This window comes from Streptomyces sp. ISL-100 (assembly GCF_018614615.1).
Lineage (GTDB): Bacteria > Actinomycetota > Actinomycetes > Streptomycetales > Streptomycetaceae > Streptomyces.
Genome location: NZ_JAGGOK010000036.1, coordinates 55297 through 77559 on the forward strand (window position 1 = coordinate 55297; position 22263 = coordinate 77559).

A 22263-nucleotide genomic window follows, 5' to 3' on the forward strand; every position below is an offset into this window, starting at 1 on the left:
GACATCGGCGCTCCGGTCAATGTGGCGTACGGGGGTGACCTTCGGACCGGGACTGTTCATGGCGGCCCAGAGGCATCTGGCCGGGCTGGTGGAGGAGATCCGCGCCGGGCGCGACCCGTACGCGGGCATCACGCCGTGGGCGCCCGGCCCGAAGCGTCACCCCCGGCGCTGCCTGAGGGCGGCGAGCGTCGCGTCGAGGTCCGGGGCGGCGGTGCGGGGCCGGTTGTACGGAAGCTTGCCCAGGACCACGGCCATGCCGCAGGTGTTGGTGAGCGCGGAGAAGACCAGGCCTCCCGCGACCCCGGCGGAGAGCAGCTGCCAGGCCGGGTGCAGCAGGCCGAGGGCGAGGCCCGTCATGACCAGGGCGCCGGCGGCGAGCCGGACCTGCCGCTCCATGGCCCACGCACTGCGAGCGGCTCCCTCCGGGCAGTGCAGTTCGTGACCGCGCGCCGCCCAGCCGCTGGTTCCGCCGGTGAGGGTGGCAGCGGTGACGCCGAGGCCGGCCAGCGTCCGGCACGCGTTCTCGGAGCGCGTGCCGGACGCGCAGACCACCAGAATCTCGCCCTGCCCCGCGGCTTCCTCGATCGCGGGCAGCGCGTGGTGCAACCGGTCGAGGGGGACGTTGTGGGCGCCGGGGAGGTGCCCGGAGGCGTACTCGCCCGGTGCGCGTACGTCGATGACGGTCAGGTCGGCCAGCCGGGCGTGGGCCTGGTCGGTGTCGAGCGCGGCGGGAGGGTTCATGGCCGAAAAGGTACCCCTGCCGCACCTGCCGTACCCCTGCCCGGCCGGTTTCCGGACTACTGAATTCCGCCCCAGTAGGCGGCTGACCCACTCGCCGTGGCCCGCCCACCGTCTCTCAGAAGTCGTCACACGTAGCGGTGGCGAACCTGCCGGAGGCGGTAGCGGTCTGCGGCTCGCCGCTGTCCACCGTGACGGAGCAGGTGGCGGTGCCGCCGGAGGCCCCGGTGGTGACGGTGAGGGAGCCGCCCTTCGCGAAGCCGGTGGTGTCGACTTCCTTGCGCCACGGGAGCGGGGCGTCGGACACGGTGTTGGACGAGGCCTTCCCGTCCCTCCAGGTCGTGTAGGCGATGGTGACGTCCTTGGCGTCACCGGTCACGCCGTACTTCACCGTCACGGTCCGGTCCGCGTCGTCGTCGTCGACCATCGTGGCGATGGTGGCGATGACGGCGATGCAGCCGCCGGCGAAGAGGAGCAGCAGGCCGAGGAGGACCCAGGGCCAGACCCGGCGCTTCTTCCCGGGCGGCGGCTGGGAGGCGGCCCAACCGGGCGGGGGGAGGTCGCCGGGCGGTGGGGGTGGCGCGTCTGACATGGGGCGCGTCCTTCCTTCTGACCGGCCTGGTTGGTCGCCTCGACCACCCCTCGATCATTGGCCGGGTCCGGCCCGTACGCCCACGGGCCTGGGCCGGCGGGATGGCGAGACGAAACGTCTTGCGTATGCGGAGAGGCAGCGACTACCCTCACCGCAAGACGCAACGTCTCGTCTCGTAATCGACAGAAGAAGGCTGCTCTTGCTCCGATCCGGTACCCAACTCGCCCTGTCCGACGTCACCGTGCGGTACGACGACCACGTCGTCTTCGACCGCGTCTCCCTCACCGTCCGGCCCGGCGAGAAAGCCGGCGTCGTCGGCGACAACGGGTCTGGCAAATCCACCCTCCTGGGCCTCCTCGCCGGCACCCGGCGCCCGGACAACGGCGCCGTCACCGTCACCGCCCCCGGCGGCATCGGCCACCTCGCGCAGACCCTGGACCTGCCGCCCACCGCCCTGGTCGGTGACGCGGTCGATCTCGCCCTCGCGGAACTGCGGGCGCTGGAGCGGCGCATGCGGCAGGCCGAAGCGGCCCTCGGCGACGCGGGTCCGGCGGGGCTTTCGGTGTACGCCGCCCTCGTGGCCGAGTTCGAGGCGCGCGGCGGCCACGACGCCGACCGCCGCGTCGACATCACCCTGCGCAGGCTCGGCGAGCGCACCCAACGTCGAGCGCGACCGCCCCCTCGGCACGCTCTCCGGCGGGCAGCGCTCCCGGCTCGCGCTCGCCGCGACGCTGGCCGCCGCGCCGGAGGTCCTGCTGCTCGACGAACCCACCAACGACCTCGACGACGAGGCCGTCGGCTGGCTGGAGGAGCACCTGCGCGCGCACCGCGGCACGGTCGTCGCGGTCACCCACGACCGGGTGTTCCTCGACCGTGTGACGACCACCGTGCTGGAGGTCGACCAAGATCTGCGGACAGTACGCCGCTACGGCAACGGCTACGCCGGATTCCTCACCGCGAAGGCCGCCGCCCGGGCCCGCTGGGCCAGGGAGTACGAGCAGTGGCGCGCCGAGGCCGCCCGGCGCTCCGCCCTGGCCGAGTCGAACACCGTGCTGCTTTCCGCCATCCCGCGCAAGGCCCCGGCCGCCTTCAGCGGCGCAGGAGCCTTCCGCGCCAGGTCCCGCGCGCACGGCGCGATGAGCCGCATCCGCAGCGCGCGCGAGCAGCTGCACCGGCTGACCGAGCGCCCGGTGCCTCCGCCACCGCGGCCCCTGCGGTTCACGGCGCGTATCGAGGGCGAGGCGGCGGGAGCGGAACTGGACGGCGTACAAGTGGCAGGACGCCTGCGCATCGACTCCCTGCGTGTCGCACCTGGCGAGCGGGTGCTCGTCACCGGCCCCAATGGCGCCGGCAAGTCCACCCTGCTCCAGGTCCTGGCGGGCGACCTGGCCCCCGACGGCGGTACGGTCACCCGCCCGCCCCGGACCGGCTTCCTGCGCCAGGACAGCTTCCGTACGGGGGATCGCGACGACGGCCGTACGGTCCTGGATTCCTTCGGCGGTGTGGAAGGGACCGACGAACTGCTCTCCCTCGGCCTGTTCCGCGAGGCCGACCTGGCGAAGCCTGTACGCGCCCTGTCCACCGGCGGCCGCCGCAAGCTCGAACTGGCGCGCCTGGTCACGTCCCCCGTGGACCTGCTGCTCCTCGACGAGCCGACGAACCACCTCGCGCCGGCGCTGGTCGAGGAGCTGGAGGCGGCCCTGGCGGGTTATGCGGGCGCGCTGGTGATCGTCACGCACGACCGGCGGATGCGGAGGTCTTTCGCGGGGACGCGGCTGGAGATGGTGGGCGGTGAGGTGTGCGAAGCCGGCGTGTGTGCGTGATCATCGAGGGATAAGTCCCGAAATCCGCCTCGCCCAGCAACCGGAGGCCGACGAACTGCTCGGCCGCAGCCCGCTAGCCGACCTGATCGGCATGCTGCTCGACCAGCAGGTCCCCATGGAGTGGGCGTTCGCGGGCCCGTACACGATCGCCCAGCGGCTGGGCGCCGACGACCTCGACGCGCACGAGATCGCCGCGTACGACCCGGAGGCCTTCGCCGAGCTCCTGTCGGCCAAGCCGGCCGTGCACCGCTACCCCGGGTCGATGGCCAAGCGGGTGCAGCAGCTGTGCCAGTACCTGGTCGACGAGTACGACGGCGACGCGACGGCGCTCTGGCGCGACGTCGCCACCGGCAAGGAACTGCTGGCCCGGCTGAACGCGCTGCCGGGCTTCGGGAAGCAGAAGTCCCAGATCTTCCTGGCCCTGCTGGGCAAGCAGCTGGGCGTATGCCCGGAGGGGTGGCGGGAGGCGGCGGGCTCGTACGGCGACGAGGGCTCGTTCCGGTCTGCGGCGGACATCACGGGCCCGGAGTCGCTGGCGAAGGTACGGGCGTTCAAGCAACAGACGAAGGCAGCGGCAAAGAAGAAACCCCCGGCGAAGTAGGCCACTGCGCTCCTCAGACGCCGGAGGGGCTGGATAGTGCGGCCGAATCCAGCCCGTCCGGCGTCTGAGGACACGCCCGCAGGGCGTCTGTTGTCTGGGGGCTGGGGGCTTGCCCCCAGTTCAGGAAGGGGCGGGTCGGGGAAAGCCCGCCGCAGGCGCCCGCGCTCCGGCCGCTCCAGGTCAACCGCTCCTCGGGGCGTACTCCCAATGAGGGAAAGCCCCCGCGATCAGCGCGAACGGGCCGCCTGAACCCCCCGCACCACCGGAGGAGCCGCCTCCGCTCGCGGTTTACTCCCGTTCTGGCGCCGAATAAGACCTTTGCACCCCGCCCTCATGGCTGCGCCCGGACCCGCTCGCCCGGTAGGCTTTCCGTGTGATCTTCAAGCGCATCGGAAACGGCCGGCCGTATCCCGACCACGGCCGGGAAAGCACCCGGCAGTGGGCGGATGTCGCGCCGCGCCCGGTCCGCCTCGATCAGCTCGTGACCACCAAGGGTCAGCTGGATCTCGAGACACTGCTGGCCGAGGACTCGACGTTCTACGGCGACCTCTTCGCCCACGTCGTGAAGTGGCAGGGCGACCTCTACCTGGAGGACGGGCTGCACCGCGCGGTCCGCGCCGCGCTCCAGCAGCGCCAGGTGCTGCACGCGCGCGTCCTCGAACTCGACAACATGTGAGAGCGCAAGGGACGGTTTAACGCCCGAACGGACGTCCCATTGCGCCTTATGGGTTGGCCTGACCCGATGTCGTTGATCATTTAGTAGGCATCGTCACCGAGGCGCACTACGCTGCGCCCATGAGCATGCTGACACCCCCCGGCATGGGCGGAAAGTACCGCATTACGGGCGACAAGTACCCGCGCATGCGACGCCCCCGGAACCGGCGCAGGACCATCCTCGCGGTGGTGGCCTCCATCGTGGCCCTGGGCCTGGCCGGCTGGGGGACACTGCAGCTCATCGATGTCTTCACGGGTGGCGGCGGGAAGAAGACCTCGGCCACCGGACGCGGGCAGGGCTGCGAGAAGACGAAGGCGAAAGCCGCGCCCGCCGCACCGGCGCGGAACGCCGCCCTGCCGAAGCCGCGCACGATCAAGGTCAATGTCTACAACGCGACAAAGCGCGGCGGTCTCGCCAAGGAAACCGCCGACGAGCTGAAGAAGCGCGGCTTCACCATCGGCAAGGTCGGCAACGCGCCGCCGGAGTACGACAAGAAGGTCAAGGGCGCCGGCATACTGCTGGGCGCGCCCAAGGCGGTCTCCGGCGTCCTGCCCGTACTGGGTACGCAGCTCAAGGGCGCCGTACACAAGGCCGACGCCCGCAAGGACGCCGACGTGGACCTGATCCTGGGCACGGCCTTCAAGACGCTGGCCACGAAGAAGGACGCGGACAAGGCCCTGGCCGCTCTGGCCAGGCCCGCGCCCGCGCCCTCCGGGAAGTGCTGAGAACTAGTCGGCGGTCCCGTACATCCGGTCACCCGCGTCGCCGAGGCCCGGCACGATGTAGCCGTGCTCGTTGAGCCGCTCGTCGACCGAGGCCGTGACCACGGTGACCGGCGCGCCGGCCAGCTCACGCTCCATGAGCTCGACGCCCTCGGGCGCCGCGAGCAGCACGACCGCCGTGACATCGTCCGCGCCACGCTTGATCAGCTCACGGATCGCCGCGACCAGCGTGCCGCCGGTGGCCAGCATCGGGTCGAGGACGTACACCTGGCGGCCGGAGAGGTCCTCCGGCATCCGGGTGGCGTAGGTCTCCGCCTGGAGCGTGTCCTCGTTGCGGATCATGCCGAGGAAGCCCACCTCGGCGGTCGGCAGCAGCCGCACCATGCCGTCGAGCATGCCAAGACCGGCCCGCAGGATCGGTACGACGAGGGGGCGCGGGTGGGACAGTTTCACGCCCGTCGTCGACGTCACGGGGGTATGGATGTCGACCTGTTCGGTGCGCACGTCCCTGGTGGCCTCGTACGCGAGCAGGGTGACCAGCTCGTCGGCGAGGCGCCGGAAGGTCGGGGAGTCGGTGCGCTTGTCGCGCAGGGTGGTGAGTTTGTGCGCCACCAACGGGTGGTCGACGACGTGGATCCGCATGCCGTCAACAGTAGCCGGGCACACGGGCCGCCCGCGCTGGCATCAACACGCCGGCCGGAGGGAAGGTGGGGTGGGGGACAGACGCGGGCTTGGGGTGGTGGGCCGATGCCGGACGGGGACCAGGAGCAGGATCAGGAACAGGAAGCGGAACAGGAACGGGAACAGCAGGAAAACATGGGTCTGGTCGACCGCAGGCGGCGGCGCGCCCAGTTCCTGCGCGAGTTGCACGAGGCGAAGGCCCTGCGCGAGCGGGTACAGCCACGCCGGGCCCGGGCGGCCCGGATGCGGCAGCACATGCGGATGCGTACCTTCCGCTGGTAGGGGCTATCTCGCAGGACTGGTACACGCCGCAAGAGCGGAAGACCTCTCGCGGAGCGATTGTTTCTGCCACGATTCCGAGTGGGCGGGGCTCGGAGCTGCGAAACGGTTTCTCCCCAACCTCAGCAACAACCTGAGCGACACCCTCCGGCCGGGAGGAACTCCAACCGGCACTTCTCAAGACCAGTGGGAGAGTCACGGTGTACTTCGCCGCACTGCTCGCGCGCACCGAAGACGGGTGGAAAGCGAGCGACACGGAGCTCGACGACGTGGAAACCCTGTCCGACCTGACCGATCTGGCCCGCGAGGCCACGGTCGACGACGACACGGTGATCGTCTTCATCGAGCAGGAAGACGCATGGTTCGGCCTCGTCCGGGTGGACGGCGAGGAGGACCCTCGTATCTATGTCTCGGACGCGGCCGCGGCCGCTCGTTCCTCGTACGGGGAGATCCTGCTCACCGACGAACTGCTCGGCCGGGACCCCGAGGATCCGGATGCCCTGGAAGACCTCGTCGACCTCGACGGCACGGAGGACGGGGAACCGGACGAGGAACTCAACAACGAGAGCGACGAGGAGGAGATCACGGCGGACGGCGGCAGCGTCGTACCGGCGGGTCCGCTCGGGGAGACAGGGATCCTGGCGGACCTCGGCCTGCCCGAGAAGGAGCTGCTGGCGCTGAGCACGGACGCGCTTGTCGAGATCGCCGACGCGCTGGGCGCCGCCGACGTACTGGAGACCGTCCAGTAGTGAGCCCGGCAGTCACAGAAGAAGCACCGGAACCCGATCCGGTACGGGACCGGTGGCGGGCGCCCATGCGCCTGGCCCTGGACGAGGCGGCGCGGGCGGCGGAGGCCGGCGACGTGCCGGTCGGCGCCGTCCTGCTGGGCCCCGACGGCTCGCTGCTCTCTGCGGGGCACAACGAGCGTGAGGCGACGGGTGACCCGACGGCGCACGCCGAGGTGCTGGCCATCCGCAGGGCGGCGCTGGGGCTCGGTGAGTGGCGGCTGACGGGCTGCACGCTGGTCGTCACCCTGGAGCCGTGCACGATGTGCGCGGGTGCGCTCGTACAGTCGCGGGTGGACCGGGTCGTCTTCGGGGCGCTCGACGAGAAGGCGGGCGCCGCGGGTTCGCTCTGGGACGTCGTACGGGACCGGAGGCTGAACCACCGGCCCGAGGTCATCCAGGGCGTACTCGAAAGGGAGTGCTCGGCGCAGTTGACGGCCTTCTTCAGGGACCGCTGAAGGGACCGCCGCAAGGACCGCCGCAGGGGCCGCCGAAGAACCGATTTCGGAGCACGGCCCGGCGTGGGCTAAGCTCTCTCTCGGTAGCGTGTCCGAGCGGCCTAAGGAGCACGCCTCGAAAGCGTGTGAGGGGGCAACTCCTCCGTGGGTTCAAATCCCACCGCTACCGCTCAGAACGAAAGCCCCGACTCCCAGAGTCGGGGCTTTCGTGTTGTGCGGTTAGACTCACGCGACTCACGGGACCGGCAGGGGAGGCCGCACAGATGGTGCAAACGAAGAAGATCGCGCTGTACATGGTCGTCGTCTTCGTGCTGTACACGATCATCACTTCCCCCGACAGGGCGGCCGCTCTCGTCCAGGTAGGGTTCGAAGGCGTGTCCAGTGCCGCCCAGGGGGTCGGCGAGTTCATGACCCAGCTGATCCAGTGATCGAGCATCGAAGGAGTGCCCCTTGATCCGCCATCTGGTCCTCTTCAAGCTCAATGAGGGTGTCGAGCGGGACGAGCCGCGCGTCCTCGCCGGCGTGAAGGCCTTCGAAGAGCTCGACGGGGTCGTTCCCGAGCTGGAGTTCTGGGAATGCGCCTGGAACATCACCGACCGGCCCATCGCGTACGACTTCGCCATCAACTCGGCGGTCCAGGACCGCGATGCGCTGAAGCGGTACATCGAGCACCCGGCCCACCAGGCGGCCGCCGGACAGTGGCGTGAATTCGCCACGTGGGTGATCGCCGACTACGAGTTCTGAGCCCCCGCGGCAGCAAGCCCCGCACCGGTCCGGTGTGGGGTTTTTGCATGCGTACGCCCCAACTTGCCCCTCAACACGGGGGTATGCGGTGCTTGCGCACAGTGCACATGTCTTGTGATGCTATGACCGCTTTTGACGGATGAGTTGACCGTGGTTGACCGAGAAGAGGGGTGGCGTGACCGTGCCGGCCAGTACAGCACCTCAAGCTCCGCCCCAGCAGCTTCAGCCGCTCCCACCCGAGACCGCCCCCGACCCCCCGGCCGGCGGCACTCCGAAGAGCCGCGGCGCGGACACCAGGGCCCTCACGCAGGTGCTGTTCGAGGAGCTGAAGGGGCTGGACCCGGGGACACCCGAGCACAACCGCGTGCGCGGAGCGCTCATCGAGGCGAACCTGCCGCTGGTGCGGTACGCCGCCGCCCGGTTCCGCAGCCGCAACGAGCCGATGGAGGACGTCGTACAGGTCGGCACGATCGGGCTGATCAACGCGATCGACCGGTTCGACCCGGACCGCGGCGTGCAGTTCCCGACCTTCGCGATGCCGACCGTCGTGGGCGAGATCAAGCGGTACTTCCGCGACAACGTCAGAACCGTCCACGTGCCCCGGCGGCTGCATGAGCTGTGGGTACAGGTCAGTGGGGCCACCGAGGACCTCACGACGGCCCACGGGCGCTCTCCCACGACCGCCGAGATCGCGGAGCGCCTGCGGATCTCCGAGGACGAGGTACTGGCCTGTATCGAGGCGGGACGCTCGTACCACGCGACCTCGCTGGAGGCCGCCCAGGAAGGTGACGGGCTGCCGGGACTGCTCGACCGGCTCGGGTACGAGGACCCGGCACTGGCCGGCGTCGAGCATCGCGACCTCGTGCGGCACCTGCTCGTACAACTGCCCGAGCGGGAACAACGGATCCTGCTGCTCCGGTATTACAACAACCTGACGCAGTCACAGATCAGCGCCGAACTGGGCGTCTCGCAGATGCATGTGTCAAGACTTCTGGCGAGAAGCTTCGCCCGCCTTCGATCCGCAAATCGAATCGAGGCGTAACCGGATCGTGTAGTACCCGCCGAATGGCCGAAAAGCCGCACACCCCCCTTTTCCTGCGCAGATTTGTCGACTTGGCGCTACAGCGTGTTGCCGACATGTGACATTCTGCTGGAACCGCGTTTGCCGCAGCTCCGCCGCCGGTATTCAGGTGGAGGCTGCTTCCTCCGACGGGAGCGCCCGCCGCTACCGTCAGCGACCTCAGTGCTTGAAAGGGGGCCGGCATGTCCGCAGATCAGGGCAGCTCGAAGGTGCTCACGAAGGAAGTGCCCGCCGTGCTCGACCAGGTGACGGCTCCTCCGCCGCCGCTCGTCGTGTCACAGCCGGAAGCAATCGACACCCGCACTCTGTCCCGCTCACTCTTCCTGCGGCTTGCCGCCCTGGACAAGGACAGCCCTGACCGTACGTACGTACGGGACACGCTCATCGAGCTCAACCTCCCTCTGGTGCGTTACGCCGCGGCCCGGTTCCGCAGCCGCAACGAGCCGATGGAGGACATCGTCCAGGTCGGCACGATCGGCCTGATCAAGGCGATCGACCGGTTCGACTGCGAACGGGGCGTGGAATTCCCGACGTTCGCGATGCCGACGGTCGTGGGCGAGATCAAGCGCTTCTTCCGCGACACCAGTTGGTCGGTACGGGTCCCGCGCCGCCTCCAGGAGCTGCGGCTCGCGCTGACGAAGGCCAGCGACGACCTCGCGCAGAAGCTCGACCGTTCGCCGACCGTTCCCGAACTCGCCGCGGTGCTCGGGGTGTCGGAGGAGGACGTCGTCGACGGGCTGGCGGTGGGCAACGCCTACACGGCCAGTTCACTGGACTCGCCCTCTCCCGAGGACGACGGCGGCGAGGGTTCGCTGGCGGACCGGCTCGGGTACGAGGACACGGCGCTGGAAGGCGTCGAGTACCGCGAATCGCTGAAGCCGCTGCTGGCCAAACTGCCGCCGCGCGAACGTCAGATCATCATGCTGCGGTTCTTCGCGAACATGACCCAGTCCCAGATCGGTGAAGAGGTCGGCATCTCCCAGATGCACGTCTCGCGCCTGCTGACGCGCACGCTTTCGCAGCTGAGGGAAGGCCTCATCGCGGACTGACGCTGAACCGCTGCTGGACCCTTTCTAATTGACGGTGCGTCAGACACACTGGCGCGATGCGACGTCATGGTCTGACACACGGCCGCCGAGGCGCTGCGATGAGCGCCGCGGCGGTTGTGCTGTGTCTGGGCGCGGTGCTGGCCGCGTGCGGCGGCGGGAGCGACGACGACGGGTACGTGGCGGTCGGCGCGGCGGGCTCGGGGCCGGAGCGGGCGCCGGGACGGGCCGTACCGCCGGAGGGCAAGGTCGAGCTGGTGCCGCTCGACGGGGACAGTGCGCGTGCTGGTGGTGACGGCGACAGTGGTGACGGGCGCGGGTCCCCGCCTCCGTCCTCACCCTCGTCCTCGGCACCGGAAGGCGGCGACGAAGACCGCGACAGAGGTACACCCGGGGCCGGCGGCGGTGAGGAGCCGTCCGGCGAGGGCGGTAGCCCGGGCTCGACGGACGCACCGGAAGTACCCGGCGTGCCTGACGACGGCGACGAGAGCAACAGCGGTGGCGGCGGCGACAACGGCAGCGATGGCGGTACGTCGACAAAGCCGCCGGTGACCGGATCGCCCGGGGCGCCGAGTTCGCCTGAGCCGCCCGCGGGACCCGCCGTACTCAAGCTCGGTGACCCTGTGCTCGCCGCCGGCGAGAAGCGGTGGTGCGAGAAGGTGACCGTGCCGTTCCGCAACGCCGGGGAATCAGCGGTCCGTTCGGGCACCGTGACCTTCGCGACGCACATCATCGGCGCGCTCGGCATCGACTGGGACACCAGGATATCGACCCAGCCGCTGCCCGGGCCGATCGCCGCGGGCGCGGCCGTGAAGAAGACGTACACCGTGTGCGTGGACGCCTGGCGGGTGCCGCTGGGTATGCGTGTCGAGACCCAGGACGTCACCGCCGACTGGAAATGACCGTTACGGCGTGATCAGCCGAGCGCGAGCCAGGCGACCGCCGCGAGGATCGCGACGACGGCTACGACGCCGATGATCAGGCCGGTCTTGGGGCCGCCCGACGCGGCGGCCGCGGCCGGCTGCTGCCGCTGCGGTTCGCCGTCGTCTACGAAGGCGCGGAACATCTGGGTGCTGCCCGCCGGGTCGTGCTGACCCTCGGGGCCCTGCGGAGCGTGGGGGTTGTGTGCCATGGGGCACGACCCTAGCGAAGTGGGCCCGCTCCGCACACCCCCGGACCCTCCGAGGCACGTGATCTGCGGCTTTACCGGCCGTGCGGATGTCCTTGACCCGCCACGCACGGAGCCTTTTGGGTTCCTTTACTCCCACAGGCCCGAATTAGCTTGCCTGGAGCAACCAACTACTTCTATGGTTGCCCTAAGCAACAAGATGTTCGGAGGTACCCATGGCCGCACAGAGTCAGTTCGAGGAACTGGCCCGGCAGCTCAGTGCCATAGGTGCCGTGAAGCGCGATCTCGCACGCGTCCTGCCCGCGCACTGCCCGGCCGGATCGGCCGCCGTACTCACACTCCTCGACCGGCACGGCGAGATGCGGATGAGCCGGCTCGCCGAGCTCCTCGCGGTCGACATGTCGGTAACCAGCCGGCACGTGGCGCATGTGGCGGAGCGCGGCTGGATCGACCGGGCCCCCGACCCGTGCGACAAGCGCTCACGCATCCTGCGGCTCAACCCGGCGGGCCGGGCGCTCCTGGAGGAACTCTCCGAGCGCTACACCCAGACGCTCGCCGGCGCCCTCGACGACTGGTCCGACGACGAGGTCGGACAGCTCAACACGATGCTGGCCCGCCTGCGCAGCAGCTTCGGCGACTGCCGGGCGCGGGCCCCGCACCACTTCGAGCACGACGCGACACAAGCACCAGTAGCAGTACCAGCAATGCCCGCAACACCCGCGTAAGCACGCGCAAGCAAAGGAATTCAATGGCTACGACCACACCAGCCGGTGTGCGGGGCGGCCACGCCAAGCAGGGGTCCCACCACCACTCCCCCTCCGACGGCGGCGCGCCGATGACACACCGGCAGATCATGGAGGCCCTCACCGGTCTTCTGCTCGGCATGTTCGTCGCGATGCTGTCGTCGACGATCGTGTCCAACGCCCTCCCCGAGATCATCCGGGACCTCGACGGCACCCAGAGCGCGTACACCTGGGTCGTCACCGCCGCCCTCCTGTCCATGACCGTGACCACCCCCCTCTGGGGCAAGCTGGCAGACCTCTTCAGCAAGAAGCTGCTGGTCCAGATAGCCCTGGTCATCTTCGTCATCGGCTCGGCGCTGGCCGGTATCTCGCAGAACACCGGGACGCTCATCGCCTTCCGCGTGCTCCAGGGCATCGGTACCGGCGGTCTGGTCGCGCTCTCGCAGATCGTGATCGCCGCGATGATCCCGCCGCGTGAGCGGGGCCGGTACGCCGGCTACATCGGCGCGACGTTCGCCGTCGCCACGGTCGGCGGGCCGCTGCTCGGCGGTGTCATCACCGACACCGACTGGCTGGGCTGGCGCTGGTGCTTCTACGTCGGCGTGCCGTTCGCGGCCATCGCCCTGGTCCTCCTCCAGAAGACCCTCAAGCTCCCCGTCGTCCGTCGCAAGGTCAAGATCGACTGGCTGGGCGCCTTCTTCCTGGCCGCCTCCGTCTCCCTGCTGATGATCTGGGTGACCCTGGCGGGCGACAACTACGACTGGATCTCGTGGCAGACGTACGCCATGGTCGGCGGCTCGCTCGTGCTCGGCCTGATCTTCATCCTGGTCGAGACGAAGGCCTCGGAGCCGCTCATCCCCCTGCGCTTCTTCCGTAACCGCACGATCGCGCTCACGTCGTTCGCGAGCCTTTTCGTCGGTGTCGCGATGTTCGGCTCGACCGTCTTCCTCAGCCAGTACTTCCAGCTGGCCCGGGACAAGTCGCCGACGATGTCCGGCGTCATGACGATCCCGATGATCGCGGGCCTCTTCATCTCGTCCACGGTCTCCGGCCAGATCATCACCAAGACCGGCCGCTGGAAGGGCTTCCTGGTCGGCGGCGGCGTCGGCCTGGTCGCGGGCCTCGGCCTGCTCAGCACCATCAAGTACGACACCGAGTACTGGCAGGTCGCCGTCTACATGGCGGTCCTCGGCCTCGGCCTCGGCATGATGATGCAGAACCTGGTCCTGGCCTCGCAGAACCAGGTGGAGCCCGCCGAGCTCGGCGCGGCCAGCTCACTGGTCACCTTCACCCGCTCCCTCGGTGGCGCTGTTGGCGTCTCCGCGCTCGGCGCGGTGCTCTCCAGCCGCATCACGCATTACGTCGAGGACGGCCTGGCCGCGCTCCACATCAAGCCGGGCGCGGCGGCCTCCGGCAACAGCATCCCGGACATGGACGCGCTGCCGGCGCCGATCAGGACCGTCATGGAGAGCGCGTACGGAGACGGGGTCGCCGACCTCTTCCTGTACGCCGCGCCCATCGCGCTGATCGGTCTCGTGCTGGTGCTGTTCGTGAAGGAGGTCGCCCTGAAGTCGTCCAACGACGATGCGGCGCCGACTGCTGTCGAGACGCCGCAGCCCGTGTCCGCCACCGAGGCCGTCGCCGCCGCCCCGCCCGTGACGGGCAAGACCCTGCACGGCACGGTCCGTACCGCCGAGGGAGCGGCCGTGCCGCAGGCCGCGGTCACGCTGATCTCCCTCGCCGGGCGGCAGCTCGGCCGCGCGGTCGCCCAGGACGGCCGTTACGCGCTGGACGCCCCAGCAGCCGGTTCGTACGTCCTGATCGCCTCGGCCGACGGCTTCCAGCCGCAGGCCTCCACGGTGGTCTTGGGTGACGAACCCGTCGCGTACGACATCCTCCTGTCCGGTACGAGCGGCCTCACCGGGACCGTGCGCGCCGCAGACGGCGGGCTGCCGGTCGAGGAGGCGATGGTGATCGTGACGGACGTACGCGGCGATGTGCTGGCCACGGGCAAGTCCGCCGCACAGGGCGAGTTCGTCTTCGGCGAGCTGATCCCCGGCACGGTGACCGTCGCGGTGAACGCGGCCGGATTCCGGCCGATGGCGCTGCCGGTGGAGATCGGCGGCCAGGGCGTCACCCGCATCGAGGTCGCCCTCCAGGCCGGTGCGCTGGTCCAGGGCACGGTACGCGGCGGCGCCGGCCGGCGTCCGCTGGCCGACGCCCGGGTGACGCTGATGGACGCGGCCGGGAACGTCATCGCCACCTCCACCACCGGGGACGACGGGGCGTACGCCTTCGCCGACCTCGACCCGGGCGAGTACACGGTCGTCGCGACCGGCTACCCGCCGGTGGCCGGAGCGCTCACGGTCGCGGGCCGGGGCATCGACGGCCACGACATCGAACTCGCCCACCCGGGCGAGTAATCCAGAGCCCCCGTCCGCGCGGCGGGGTGCGTCCTTAGCGGAGGCGCGCCCCTCATGTCTTGCGGCCGGTGCGGAACGGGCCCCGGGGCCGGGGCCGACAGGCAGGGGACGCCTGTCGGTCCCGGCCCCGGGGCCCTCGTAATTCGTTGGCAAGGAGAGAAAACGGGATGGGACTTCGCGCACAGGTACGGACCCGGGACGGCTGGGCCGTGCAGCACGCGGTGGTGACCGTGACCGACATGACGGGCACGCAGGTGATCCGGGCGGCTGCGGATGAGGAGGGTTCGGTAAGGACCGATGCTCCCTTGTCGCCCGGTCCTTACACGGTGATCGTCACGGCGGCCGGTTACGCCCCGTCGGCGTCGACGGCGTTCGTCACGGCGAGCGGTCGGGCACAGGCCGGCACGGTCGTACTGGCCCGCCAGGGCGGCGTGGAACTCCCGCCTCCGGGCATCTGGACGCTGGATCCGGCGCACTCCTCGGTGGCGGCGGTCGCCCAGCATCTGGGGATCTCCAGCGTGCGCGGCCGGTTCCTGGACTTCGGCGGGCGTATCGAGATCGCGGAGGATCTCGGGAAGTCGCGGGTGGAGGCGGTGATCGGTGCGGCGAGCATTGATACGGGCAATGGGATGCGGGACGGGCACCTGAAGTCGCCGGACTTTCTGGATGTGGAGCGCTACCCCGAGATCACGTACAGCAGTACGGGCATTGTCCCGGCGGGGCCGGACCGGTGGACTGTGCGGGGTGAGCTGTCGCTGCACGGCGTCGCTCGTGAGGTCGACCTGGACCTCAGCTACCTGGGGACGGGGCCGGACCCTTGGGGTGGCGTGCGGGCGGCGTTCCGGGCGACGGCGGAGCTGCGGCGGGACGACTTCGCCATGAACTACAACCAGGTCGTGCAGGCGGGGATCTCGGCGATCGGGGCGACGCTGCGGGTTGAGCTGGACGTTCAGGCGGTGCGGGGGGAGCGGTTGCCGCAGGCGTAGCCCCTGGCCGGCGTCGGTGTCTGGTGGCGAGGCGCTGCGCGGGGCCTTTCCCCGACCCGCCCCTTCCCGAACTGGGGCGCTGCCGCAGACCCCGCTCCTCAATCGCCGGAGGGGCTGAATGTTGCCCAGGGGGCAAAACTCAGCCCGTCCGGCGTTTGACCATCGCCTCAATGCCCGCGATCAGCGTCTCCAGCGCGAAATCGAAGTCCCGCTCCCGCATCTCCGCCACCGTGTCGCCGCGCCGCGCCTCCATCAGATCCTTCGCGCTCTCGAACGTCTCACGGAGCTCCGGTGCGCTGGCGAACGTTCCCATCGCCTGCCGGAAGAACTCGTCCTGGCTCATGCCCGCCGACGCGCACCGCTGCACGAAGTGGCCCTCGATCGTCCCGAATCCGTACACGAACTGGAAGACCGCGGACAGGCCCCCCATCTGCCCGTGCGGCGGCAGCCCGGTCGCGCGCATCACGTCCTGCGCCGCCCGCGAGAACGCCAGCGAGTGCGGTCCGATGTTCAGGAACGTACCGATCAGCGGCGACACCCAGACATGCCGGACCAGCAAGTCCCGGTAGCTGGTGGCCAGTCCGCGCAGCCGGTCGTGCCAGTCGTCGGTCTCCGCCGGAGGCGTGATCTCGCTGAAGACGGAGTCCAGGGCCAGTTCCAGCAGGTCGTCCTTGGTATCGACGTACCAGTAGACCGACATGGCGGTCACGTTCAGCTCGGCGGCGAGCCGGCGCATGGAGAACTTCGCGAGCCCCTCGGCGTCGAGCAGCCGCACCGACACCGCCGTGATCCGGTCCCGGTCGAGCCCGGCCGGCTGTTCGGCCTTGCGGGTGCGTGATGTCTTTTCCTCCAGCCAGACGCTGTTGCGAGCTGGATTCTTGACGCGGTCGGCCGCGGACACCATGGGCGCACACTCCTCGTTCTCCCGGCGGGGCGGGGGCGGGCCACGGACCGGAATGTTCCGGTCCGCTCCCCCGCTCCGATGCTATGCCGCTGCTGCTGCTCCGGATGAGTCTGCCCGCTCCGCCCGCCGCAGCAGCACCGCGGCGAGCAGTCCGCCCGCGAGCACCGCGACCGCGCCCACCAGTTGGCTGGTTTCGACGCCGGAGGCGAAGGCGTCCGCGATACGGGCCCGCTCGCCCGCGTCGTTCGCCGCCGCCAGCGCCGCCGGCAGCGAGGCCGCGCCGACCGCGGCCGGTACGAGCGCGGCGAAGCGGGAGTTCAGCACCGCGCCCAGGACGGCGACGCCGAGGCCGTTGCCGAACTCGGCCAGCGTGCCGTTCACGCCCGCTCCGACGCCTGCCTTCTCCGGCGGGATGGCGCTCATGATGGCGTTGGCCATGGCAGGCATGGCGAGCGAGATGCCCGCGCCCATCACGACCAGGCCGAGCAGCATCCCGCCGTACCCGGAGCTGCCGAGCAGCGCTATCGCGGCGAGGCCGGCCGACAGCAGCGTCATGCCGGAGGCGATGGTTCCGGGCGTACCCAGCTTCGGCAGCAGCCGCGCACCGAGCCCGGTGAGATTGAGCGCTACGACGGTGAGTGCGAGGGGGGCCGTCCGCAGCCCCGCCTCCAAAGGCCCGTACCCGAGAACGAACTGCAGGTGCTGCGTCAGAAGGAACAGCGAGCCGCCCATCCCGAACGCCACCAGAATCGCTCCCGCGACCGCTCCGACGAACCGCTGGTTGCGGAAGAAGTGCATGTCCAGCATCGGGTACGGGATGCGCAGCTCCCACACCGCGAAGGCACCGAGGACGCTGACACCTGCCGCCGCCGAGACCAGCACCTGGGTGGAGGTCCAGCCGTGCTCCGGGCCGGAAATGATCGCGTACACGACGGCCGTCATGCCGATCGTGGAGAGCAGCGCGCCGAGCAGGTCGGGGCGGTCGCCCTGCTTGCTCTTGGACTCCGGTACGAGCGAGACGACGGCGACGAGGCCGATCAGCGCGACCGGGATGTTGACCAGGAAGATCGCTCCCCACCAGAAGTGGTCGAGCATGACCCCGCCGATCAGCGGGCCGACCGCGAAGCCGAGGGAGTTGACCGTCGACCAGAGGCCGATGGCCTTCACGCGCTCGGTGTCGTCGAAGATCTGCACGACGACGGCGAGGGTGGTGGTGATCAGCAGCGCGCCGCCGATGCCCATGCCCGCGCGGGCGGCGATCAGCTGGGCGCTGGACTGGGCGAGTCCGGCGACGAGCGAGCCGATACCGAAGAGCGCGAGACCCGCGACCAGCATCTTTTTGCGGCCGTAGCGGTCGGCCGCGCTGCCGGCGGTGAGGAGGAGGCCCGACTGGACCAGGGAGTACGCGTTGATCATCCACTGGATGTCGGCGGTGGACGCGTCCAGTTCCTTGGTGAGAGAGGGGATCGCGACGTTGAGGACGGTGTTGTCGAGCAGCACGGTGAGCTGGGCAAGGCAGATGACACCGAGGATCAGCCAGCGCTGCGGGTGGCCTTGCGCGGTGGGGCGGTTCTCGGCGGTCGTCGCCGTCATTGCGTGGGTCTCCTTGTACGGGTACGGGTACGGGGACGGACGGGGGCGGATCGAAACCGCTCCCGTACACCGTACAAGAAGGCCCTATACGCCGTATAACTATTTTCGGTCGGTCAGGTCGTAGAGGCTCGTCCCGTCGACGGTGACCTTGGCGAAGCCGGCCTCGACCCAGCTGGTGATCGCGGAGTTGCCGCCGCCGGGGCCGCCGCTGCCGCCACCGATGAAGTAGTGGATCTCGCCCTTCTGTACGTACGCCTTGAACTCGGCCAGGGTCGGGGACGGGTCGCTGCCGTTGAACCCGCCGATCGCCATCACCGTTTTCTGCGTGGCCAGTTGGTAGCTCGCGGCGTGCTGGGAGCCGACAGCGGCCGCCGCCCAGGTGTAGTCGTCGGCGCCGGCGCCGATCGTGGCCGCAGCCTTGGAGCTGACGCTCTGGCCGTTGAGCAACCCGCCCATGCCGCCGCACCGCCGCGGTTGCCGCCTACGCGGGCTGCCGCTGCTCCGGGGGTACCGCCGGGCATCGCGCCGCCGGGGACGGCCTGTTGACCGCCCGGCTGACCACCCGGCGCACCCGGCGCACCCGCGCCCGCCGGGGGCTGCCCCATGGCACCCACCGGGCGCTCACCCACCCGGCTTGATCAGATAGCCCGCCCCACGCCGGGTGTGGATCATCGGCGGACGGCCGGCGTCGATCTTCCTCCTCAGGTACGAGATGTAAAGCTCGACGACGTTCGCCTGCCCGCCGAAGTCGTAGCTCCACACCCGGTCCAGGATCTGCGCCTTGCTGAGCACGCGCCGCGGGTTGCGCATCAGGAAGCGCAGCAGCTCGAACTCGGTCGCGGTCAGGTGAATTCCCTCGCCGCCGCGCACCACCTCGTGGCTGTCCTCGTCCAGCGTCAAGTCCCCGAGCTCCAGCAGCGATTCGCTGCGTACGGTCGCGGCGGCGGTCCCCGAGCGCCGGATGAGTCCGCGCAGCCGCGCCACGACTTCCTCCAGGCTGAACGGCTTGGTGACGTAGTCGTCACCACCCGCCGTCAGCCCAGCGATCCGGTCCTCCACAGAGTCCTTGGCCGTCAGAAAGAGCACAGGCACGTCAGGCAGTTCGCACCGCAGCCGTCCAAGCACAGCGAGGCCATCCATATCCGGCAGCATCACGTCCAGTACGACCGCGTCGGGCCGGAAGTCGCGCGCGGAGCGGACCGCGCCCGCGCCGTCACCTGCGCTGCGGACCTCCCACCCCTCGTATCGGAGCGCCATCGACAGCAGCTCGGCAAGCGGCGCCTCGTCGTCCACGACGAGCACCCGCACGGGCCCGCCGCCGGGTCTCAGCATTTCGGTACGCATGGGGCCAGGCTGGGCGACGCCCCTGAGAGCACTCTTTCCCGTTCCTGTGAATCCCCTGAGAAACCCGGACGCCCCCGCCTCGGCCCCCCGCCCCCTCACATCCCGAAGAGCCGCCCCGCGTTCCCATAACAAACAGCCCGCAGCCAGTCGTCCCCCAGCCCGAGCCGCTCCAGGGCCTCCAGCTGATGCCCGTACCCATACGGAATATTGGGAAAATCCGTCCCCAGCAGAACCCGGTCGCCCAGGTCCGCCAGCCTCCCCAGCTCCCCCTCGGGGAAGGGCGTGAAGCGCTCGGAGAAGTCGGTGAAGGCCATGGTGGTGTCCAGCCGGACCTCCTCGTACCGCTCGGCCAGCTCAAGGAAATCGGCGTACTCCGGCATCCCCATGTGCGCCACCACGAGCCTCAGCCGCGGATGGCGCGCCAGCAGCCGGCCGACCGGCTCGGGCCCGGTGTGCTTACCGGGCGCCGGTCCCGAACCACAGTGCATCACCACCGGAATGCCGGCCTCCGCCAGGAGCCCCCACGCGGGGTCGAGCAGCGCGTCGTTCGGGTCGTACGCCCCGACCTGGAGGTGCGACTTGAAGACCCGCGCCCCGCTCTCCACGGCCTGCCGCACGTACGCCGCCACCCCGTCCTCCGGGAAGAGAGTCGCCGTATGCAGGCACTCAGGAGTCCGGGCGGCGAAATCGACCGCCCAGCCATTGAGCCAGGCCGCCATCCCCGCCTTGTGCGGGTAGATCATCGAGGTGAAGTGCCGCACCCCGAACTCCCGCAGCAGCGCGACCCGTTCTTCTTCCTCGTGCCGGTAGGTGATGGGCCAGTCCATCCCGGTCAGCGGCCCGACGGCATCGAAGTACGCCCACACCTTCCTGAGCACCTGATCCGGCATGAAATGCGTGTGTACGTCGATGAGCCCCGGCAGCCCGAGCCGCTCCCAGAACCGCCGTACGTCTTCAGCCTCGTTCAAAGCCGTAGCTCCGCTCCACCTTGGCGACGTGAACGGTGTAGTTCTCGTACCACTCGTCCCGGCCCTGCTTCTGCACAGCCTGGTGCTCCGCGTTCCGCTGCCAGACGCCGATCGCTTCCTCGTCCCGGAAGTACCCGACGGTGATCCCGAGCCCGCCCGGCGTCCGGGCCGACTCGTACCCGAGGAACCCGGGCACGTCCTTCACGAGCTCGGCCATCCGTACGGCGGCCTCGCCGTATCCGTCGGCCCCCTCCTCCCTTCTCACCGACGTGAAAACCACTGTGTAGTAGGGCGGTTGATGCGCCTCGACAGGTCTGATGTCCATGTCGATCACCCTCCGACACCCACGTCCCCCGGTCCAGCCCCATTGCCACAAGGGATCCAAAGGGGATCCATCTCTTGACCTTCGCGTCAGAAAAGTCCGCCTTGCACCCCCGGCTTCACGCTCTTCACCGGCACAGTCACGCCAGTCCCGGAACCAGTCCGGGCGCCGATCCCAGAAGCGCCGGCCCCGGAAGAATCGGCGGCGGAAGCACCGGCCCCGGCCAGCTCCCACCCGCTCATCAGCCGCGTATCGAGCACCACCACCCCACCGTCCACCGTCCCCAGATGCAGATCGGGCCCGGCTGCGGCCAGCAGCCGCCCCGCGACCACCCCGCCCGGGGCCAGCTCGGTCACCACACCGGTCATCGGCCGCAGCCCTTCGAGCCCGAACACCCCGGCGTGGTCCACCGCCTCGAACGGCGCCCGCTCCAGCGACTCCGGCCACCCCGCCAGCGCCCCGGCCCGCCGGTGCAACTCCGCGATCTCCCGTGCCCGCTCACCCCGCGCGGGCAACGAGACCCGCTGGGCCCTCTTCACCTTGTACGGAATCCGGTCCGGCACCCCCAGCGCCGCCCGCAGCAGTTCCTCGGTCCGCCGGGCCGCCATCAGCGGCCCGCGCCCCAGCCAGGTGAACGCGACCGCCCCCTGCTCCAGCAGCCGGGCGGACCCGCGCTCGTCCGCCGTGATCCCGACCTTGACCATCCCGGGGCCGAACCAGGCCAGGTAGACGGCGTACGGCCGGGGATCGTCGGCCATCGTGTCCGCCGCCACCGACCGCGACCGGTCCAGCCGCGCACACTCGGGGCACTGCCCCCCGCTGCTCCGTCGCGGCACGACGGCGCGCAGCGGGCACCCGCCCCGGCGCGCCCCGACGCACAGGCGCTCCACGCCCGCCACCCGGAACGCGGCGTCGCCCCCGTACATCAGCTCGCTGACGCGCTCGACACCCCCAGACCGCCCCCCGCTCCCGCTCCCGTACCAGGCAAGCGCCGGCCGCCCCGCCGTCCACCGCAAACCACCACACAGCCAGCCCATACCCGCAGGCTAACGGCCCCCTCTGACAACTGGCGGCGGCCGCCGAGCGGCCGCCGCCGGCCGTCAGGCAGCGGCTTCGTCAGTCCGAGCCCGTTCGTCGGCGAGGCGGCGCTTCGCGTCGTCCCAGCCGATCGGCAGCTGCCCGGCCGGGACTTCCCAGAACGTGAACGTCGACGCGCTCATGGTCGAGCGCAGCCCGGTCATGATGCCGCGGTGCGGTTCGGTCCTCGCGTACGTGTAGAGCGCGTCCCGGCTCTCCCACGCGGAGAGCGTGTAGAAGGCGCGCTTCACCGGCTGGGCTATGAGCGAGGCCCCGTACGCCCCCGGCGCGGATCGCACCTGCCGCCACGCGGCGAGCGACTTCCAGAGGAACCGCGGCACGTCGCCCAGGGAGCGCACCTCGAAGCGGGAGGCCATGACGAAGGCCTGCGCGTGTGACGGAGCGGCGTTGGGCGTGACCCAAGGCAGTGTCGGCATGGCACTTCTCGCCTTCGTAGGTAGGTAGTGACACTATCCATATTAGAGAGTGACACTCTCTAATAGCCAGAC

Annotated in this window: 26 protein-coding genes, 1 tRNA gene and 1 pseudogene; 16 read left to right on the top strand and 12 right to left on the bottom strand. The window is 70.1% G+C overall.

Features of this window, described 5'->3' with window-relative positions; translation table 11 throughout:
* Positions 1-156: 156 nt before the first annotated feature.
* Positions 157-741: a rhodanese-like domain-containing protein gene (locus J7E89_RS16015; protein WP_214974108.1), complete on the bottom strand. Its 585-nt coding sequence runs from the start codon at positions 739-741 to the stop codon at positions 157-159.
* Between the two features lie 115 nt (positions 742-856).
* Positions 857-1330, bottom strand: coding sequence for an MmpS family transport accessory protein (locus J7E89_RS16020; RefSeq protein ID WP_214974110.1), 474 nt, complete (start codon positions 1328-1330; stop codon positions 857-859).
* Positions 1331-1529: 199 nt separating this feature from the next.
* On the opposite strand from J7E89_RS16020, the pseudogene abc-f reads away from it, so the two are divergent.
* From abc-f to J7E89_RS16040, 4 genes and pseudogenes are all read left to right on the top strand, one after another.
* Positions 1530-3153, top strand: a pseudogene (abc-f, locus tag J7E89_RS16025) (ribosomal protection-like ABC-F family protein).
* A gap of 10 nt (positions 3154-3163) precedes the next feature.
* Positions 3164-3754 carry an HhH-GPD-type base excision DNA repair protein gene (locus J7E89_RS16030; protein WP_214974293.1) on the top strand — a complete coding sequence of 197 codons (591 nt, stop codon included), beginning with the start codon at positions 3164-3166 and terminating at the stop codon, positions 3752-3754.
* A gap of 373 nt (positions 3755-4127) precedes the next feature.
* Entirely contained in the window at positions 4128-4430 is a 303-nt protein-coding gene (locus J7E89_RS16035) for a type II toxin-antitoxin system VapB family antitoxin (RefSeq protein WP_028815047.1), read from the top strand.
* Positions 4431-4549: 119 nt separating this feature from the next.
* Complete coding sequence (locus tag J7E89_RS16040; RefSeq protein ID WP_214974112.1) at positions 4550-5194, top strand: LytR C-terminal domain-containing protein; 645 nt, start codon at positions 4550-4552, stop codon at positions 5192-5194.
* Positions 5195-5197: 3 nt separating this feature from the next.
* On the opposite strand, the gene upp is transcribed toward J7E89_RS16040, so the two are convergent.
* Positions 5198-5833: a uracil phosphoribosyltransferase gene (gene upp, locus J7E89_RS16045; RefSeq protein ID WP_214974114.1), complete on the bottom strand. Its 636-nt coding sequence runs from the start codon at positions 5831-5833 to the stop codon at positions 5198-5200.
* 105 nt (positions 5834-5938) lie between these two features.
* On the opposite strand from upp, the gene J7E89_RS16050 reads away from it, so the two are divergent.
* From J7E89_RS16050 to J7E89_RS16090, 9 genes are all read left to right on the top strand, one after another.
* Positions 5939-6154, top strand: coding sequence for a hypothetical protein (locus J7E89_RS16050; protein WP_214974116.1), 216 nt, complete (start codon positions 5939-5941; stop codon positions 6152-6154).
* A gap of 197 nt (positions 6155-6351) precedes the next feature.
* Entirely contained in the window at positions 6352-6900 is a 549-nt protein-coding gene (locus tag J7E89_RS16055; RefSeq protein ID WP_214974118.1) for a hypothetical protein, read from the top strand.
* Between the two features lie 65 nt (positions 6901-6965).
* Positions 6966-7394, top strand: a complete 429-nt coding sequence (tadA, locus tag J7E89_RS16060; protein ID WP_214974295.1) for a tRNA adenosine(34) deaminase TadA — start codon at positions 6966-6968, stop codon at positions 7392-7394.
* Between the two features lie 82 nt (positions 7395-7476).
* Positions 7477-7563, top strand: a tRNA-Ser gene (locus J7E89_RS16065).
* A gap of 94 nt (positions 7564-7657) precedes the next feature.
* Positions 7658-7822: a hypothetical protein gene (locus J7E89_RS16070; RefSeq protein WP_214974120.1), complete on the top strand. Its 165-nt coding sequence runs from the start codon at positions 7658-7660 to the stop codon at positions 7820-7822.
* 22 nt (positions 7823-7844) lie between these two features.
* Positions 7845-8138: a Dabb family protein gene (locus J7E89_RS16075; RefSeq protein ID WP_214974122.1), complete on the top strand. Its 294-nt coding sequence runs from the start codon at positions 7845-7847 to the stop codon at positions 8136-8138.
* A 181-nt stretch (positions 8139-8319) separates the two neighbouring features.
* A complete protein-coding gene (locus J7E89_RS16080) occupies positions 8320-9180 on the top strand; it encodes an RNA polymerase sigma factor SigF (RefSeq protein ID WP_214974297.1) in 861 nt (286 codons plus the stop codon).
* A 221-nt stretch (positions 9181-9401) separates the two neighbouring features.
* Positions 9402-10268: an RNA polymerase sigma factor SigF gene (locus J7E89_RS16085; protein WP_214974123.1), complete on the top strand. Its 867-nt coding sequence runs from the start codon at positions 9402-9404 to the stop codon at positions 10266-10268.
* A gap of 98 nt (positions 10269-10366) precedes the next feature.
* On the top strand, positions 10367-11167 hold the full coding sequence (locus J7E89_RS16090) for a hypothetical protein (RefSeq protein WP_251060614.1): 801 nt from the start codon (positions 10367-10369) through the stop codon (positions 11165-11167).
* A gap of 14 nt (positions 11168-11181) precedes the next feature.
* Here the strand turns inward: J7E89_RS16090 and J7E89_RS16095 are convergent, their stop codons facing one another.
* Positions 11182-11397: a hypothetical protein gene (locus tag J7E89_RS16095; RefSeq protein WP_214974126.1), complete on the bottom strand. Its 216-nt coding sequence runs from the start codon at positions 11395-11397 to the stop codon at positions 11182-11184.
* A 212-nt stretch (positions 11398-11609) separates the two neighbouring features.
* On the opposite strand from J7E89_RS16095, the gene J7E89_RS16100 reads away from it, so the two are divergent.
* The 3 genes from J7E89_RS16100 (at position 11610) to J7E89_RS16110 (ending at position 15546) form a co-directional block, all read left to right on the top strand.
* On the top strand, positions 11610-12119 hold the full coding sequence (locus tag J7E89_RS16100) for a MarR family winged helix-turn-helix transcriptional regulator (protein WP_214974127.1): 510 nt from the start codon (positions 11610-11612) through the stop codon (positions 12117-12119).
* A gap of 23 nt (positions 12120-12142) precedes the next feature.
* Positions 12143-14560, top strand: a complete 2418-nt coding sequence (locus tag J7E89_RS16105; protein ID WP_214974128.1) for an MFS transporter — start codon at positions 12143-12145, stop codon at positions 14558-14560.
* A gap of 167 nt (positions 14561-14727) precedes the next feature.
* Complete coding sequence (locus tag J7E89_RS16110) at positions 14728-15546, top strand: YceI family protein (protein WP_214974129.1); 819 nt, start codon at positions 14728-14730, stop codon at positions 15544-15546.
* Positions 15547-15685: 139 nt separating this feature from the next.
* Here the strand turns inward: J7E89_RS16110 and J7E89_RS16115 are convergent, their stop codons facing one another.
* From J7E89_RS16115 to J7E89_RS16150, 8 genes are all read right to left on the bottom strand, one after another.
* Positions 15686-16450, bottom strand: a complete 765-nt coding sequence (locus J7E89_RS16115; protein WP_214974130.1) for a TetR/AcrR family transcriptional regulator — start codon at positions 16448-16450, stop codon at positions 15686-15688.
* A gap of 81 nt (positions 16451-16531) precedes the next feature.
* Entirely contained in the window at positions 16532-18043 is a 1512-nt protein-coding gene (locus J7E89_RS16120) for an MFS transporter (RefSeq protein ID WP_214974132.1), read from the bottom strand.
* Positions 18044-18142: 99 nt separating this feature from the next.
* Complete coding sequence (locus tag J7E89_RS16125; RefSeq protein WP_374196825.1) at positions 18143-18499, bottom strand: hypothetical protein; 357 nt, start codon at positions 18497-18499, stop codon at positions 18143-18145.
* Positions 18500-18664: 165 nt separating this feature from the next.
* Positions 18665-19387, bottom strand: a complete 723-nt coding sequence (locus J7E89_RS16130) for a response regulator transcription factor (protein WP_285439246.1) — start codon at positions 19385-19387, stop codon at positions 18665-18667.
* A gap of 95 nt (positions 19388-19482) precedes the next feature.
* Positions 19483-20355: an amidohydrolase family protein gene (locus tag J7E89_RS16135; RefSeq protein WP_214974133.1), complete on the bottom strand. Its 873-nt coding sequence runs from the start codon at positions 20353-20355 to the stop codon at positions 19483-19485.
* A complete protein-coding gene (locus tag J7E89_RS16140) occupies positions 20342-20680 on the bottom strand; it encodes an antibiotic biosynthesis monooxygenase (RefSeq protein WP_214974134.1) in 339 nt (112 codons plus the stop codon). The genes J7E89_RS16135 and J7E89_RS16140 overlap by 14 nt, the downstream gene beginning before the upstream one ends.
* 86 nt (positions 20681-20766) lie before the next feature.
* Entirely contained in the window at positions 20767-21714 is a 948-nt protein-coding gene (locus J7E89_RS16145) for a DUF2797 domain-containing protein (protein ID WP_214974135.1), read from the bottom strand.
* A gap of 63 nt (positions 21715-21777) precedes the next feature.
* Positions 21778-22191 (bottom strand): DUF3291 domain-containing protein, encoded by a 414-nt coding sequence (locus tag J7E89_RS16150; protein ID WP_214974136.1) that lies wholly within the window; start codon positions 22189-22191, stop codon positions 21778-21780.
* Positions 22192-22263: the final 72 nt, after the last annotated feature.

Excerpts from the sequence above, each read along its gene's own strand:
- J7E89_RS16085 (WP_214974123.1), top strand. The coding sequence starts at position 9,402 with ATGTCCGCAGATCAGGGCAGCTCGAAGGTGCTCACGAAGGAAGTGCCC.
- J7E89_RS16070 (WP_214974120.1), top strand. The coding sequence starts at position 7,658 with ATGGTGCAAACGAAGAAGATCGCGCTGTACATGGTCGTCGTCTTCGTG.
- upp (WP_214974114.1), bottom strand. The coding sequence starts at position 5,833 with ATGCGGATCCACGTCGTCGACCACCCGTTGGTGGCGCACAAACTCACC.
- J7E89_RS16150 (WP_214974136.1), bottom strand. The coding sequence starts at position 22,191 with ATGCCGACACTGCCTTGGGTCACGCCCAACGCCGCTCCGTCACACGCG.
- J7E89_RS16145 (WP_214974135.1), bottom strand. The coding sequence starts at position 21,714 with ATGGGCTGGCTGTGTGGTGGTTTGCGGTGGACGGCGGGGCGGCCGGCG.
- J7E89_RS16110 (WP_214974129.1), top strand. The coding sequence starts at position 14,728 with ATGGGACTTCGCGCACAGGTACGGACCCGGGACGGCTGGGCCGTGCAG.
- J7E89_RS16105 (WP_214974128.1), top strand. The coding sequence starts at position 12,143 with ATGGCTACGACCACACCAGCCGGTGTGCGGGGCGGCCACGCCAAGCAG.
- J7E89_RS16090 (WP_251060614.1), top strand. The coding sequence starts at position 10,367 with ATGAGCGCCGCGGCGGTTGTGCTGTGTCTGGGCGCGGTGCTGGCCGCG.
- J7E89_RS16125 (WP_374196825.1), bottom strand. The coding sequence starts at position 18,499 with ATGGGCGGGTTGCTCAACGGCCAGAGCGTCAGCTCCAAGGCTGCGGCC.
- J7E89_RS16130 (WP_285439246.1), bottom strand. The coding sequence starts at position 19,387 with ATGCGTACCGAAATGCTGAGACCCGGCGGCGGGCCCGTGCGGGTGCTC.
- J7E89_RS16040 (WP_214974112.1), top strand. The coding sequence starts at position 4,550 with ATGAGCATGCTGACACCCCCCGGCATGGGCGGAAAGTACCGCATTACG.
- J7E89_RS16050 (WP_214974116.1), top strand. The coding sequence starts at position 5,939 with ATGCCGGACGGGGACCAGGAGCAGGATCAGGAACAGGAAGCGGAACAG.
- J7E89_RS16095 (WP_214974126.1), bottom strand. The coding sequence starts at position 11,397 with ATGGCACACAACCCCCACGCTCCGCAGGGCCCCGAGGGTCAGCACGAC.
- J7E89_RS16020 (WP_214974110.1), bottom strand. The coding sequence starts at position 1,330 with ATGTCAGACGCGCCACCCCCACCGCCCGGCGACCTCCCCCCGCCCGGT.
- J7E89_RS16140 (WP_214974134.1), bottom strand. The coding sequence starts at position 20,680 with ATGGACATCAGACCTGTCGAGGCGCATCAACCGCCCTACTACACAGTG.
- J7E89_RS16015 (WP_214974108.1), bottom strand. The coding sequence starts at position 741 with ATGAACCCTCCCGCCGCGCTCGACACCGACCAGGCCCACGCCCGGCTG.
- tadA (WP_214974295.1), top strand. The coding sequence starts at position 6,966 with ATGCGCCTGGCCCTGGACGAGGCGGCGCGGGCGGCGGAGGCCGGCGAC.
- J7E89_RS16115 (WP_214974130.1), bottom strand. The coding sequence starts at position 16,450 with ATGGTGTCCGCGGCCGACCGCGTCAAGAATCCAGCTCGCAACAGCGTC.
- J7E89_RS16120 (WP_214974132.1), bottom strand. The coding sequence starts at position 18,043 with ATGACGGCGACGACCGCCGAGAACCGCCCCACCGCGCAAGGCCACCCG.
- J7E89_RS16100 (WP_214974127.1), top strand. The coding sequence starts at position 11,610 with ATGGCCGCACAGAGTCAGTTCGAGGAACTGGCCCGGCAGCTCAGTGCC.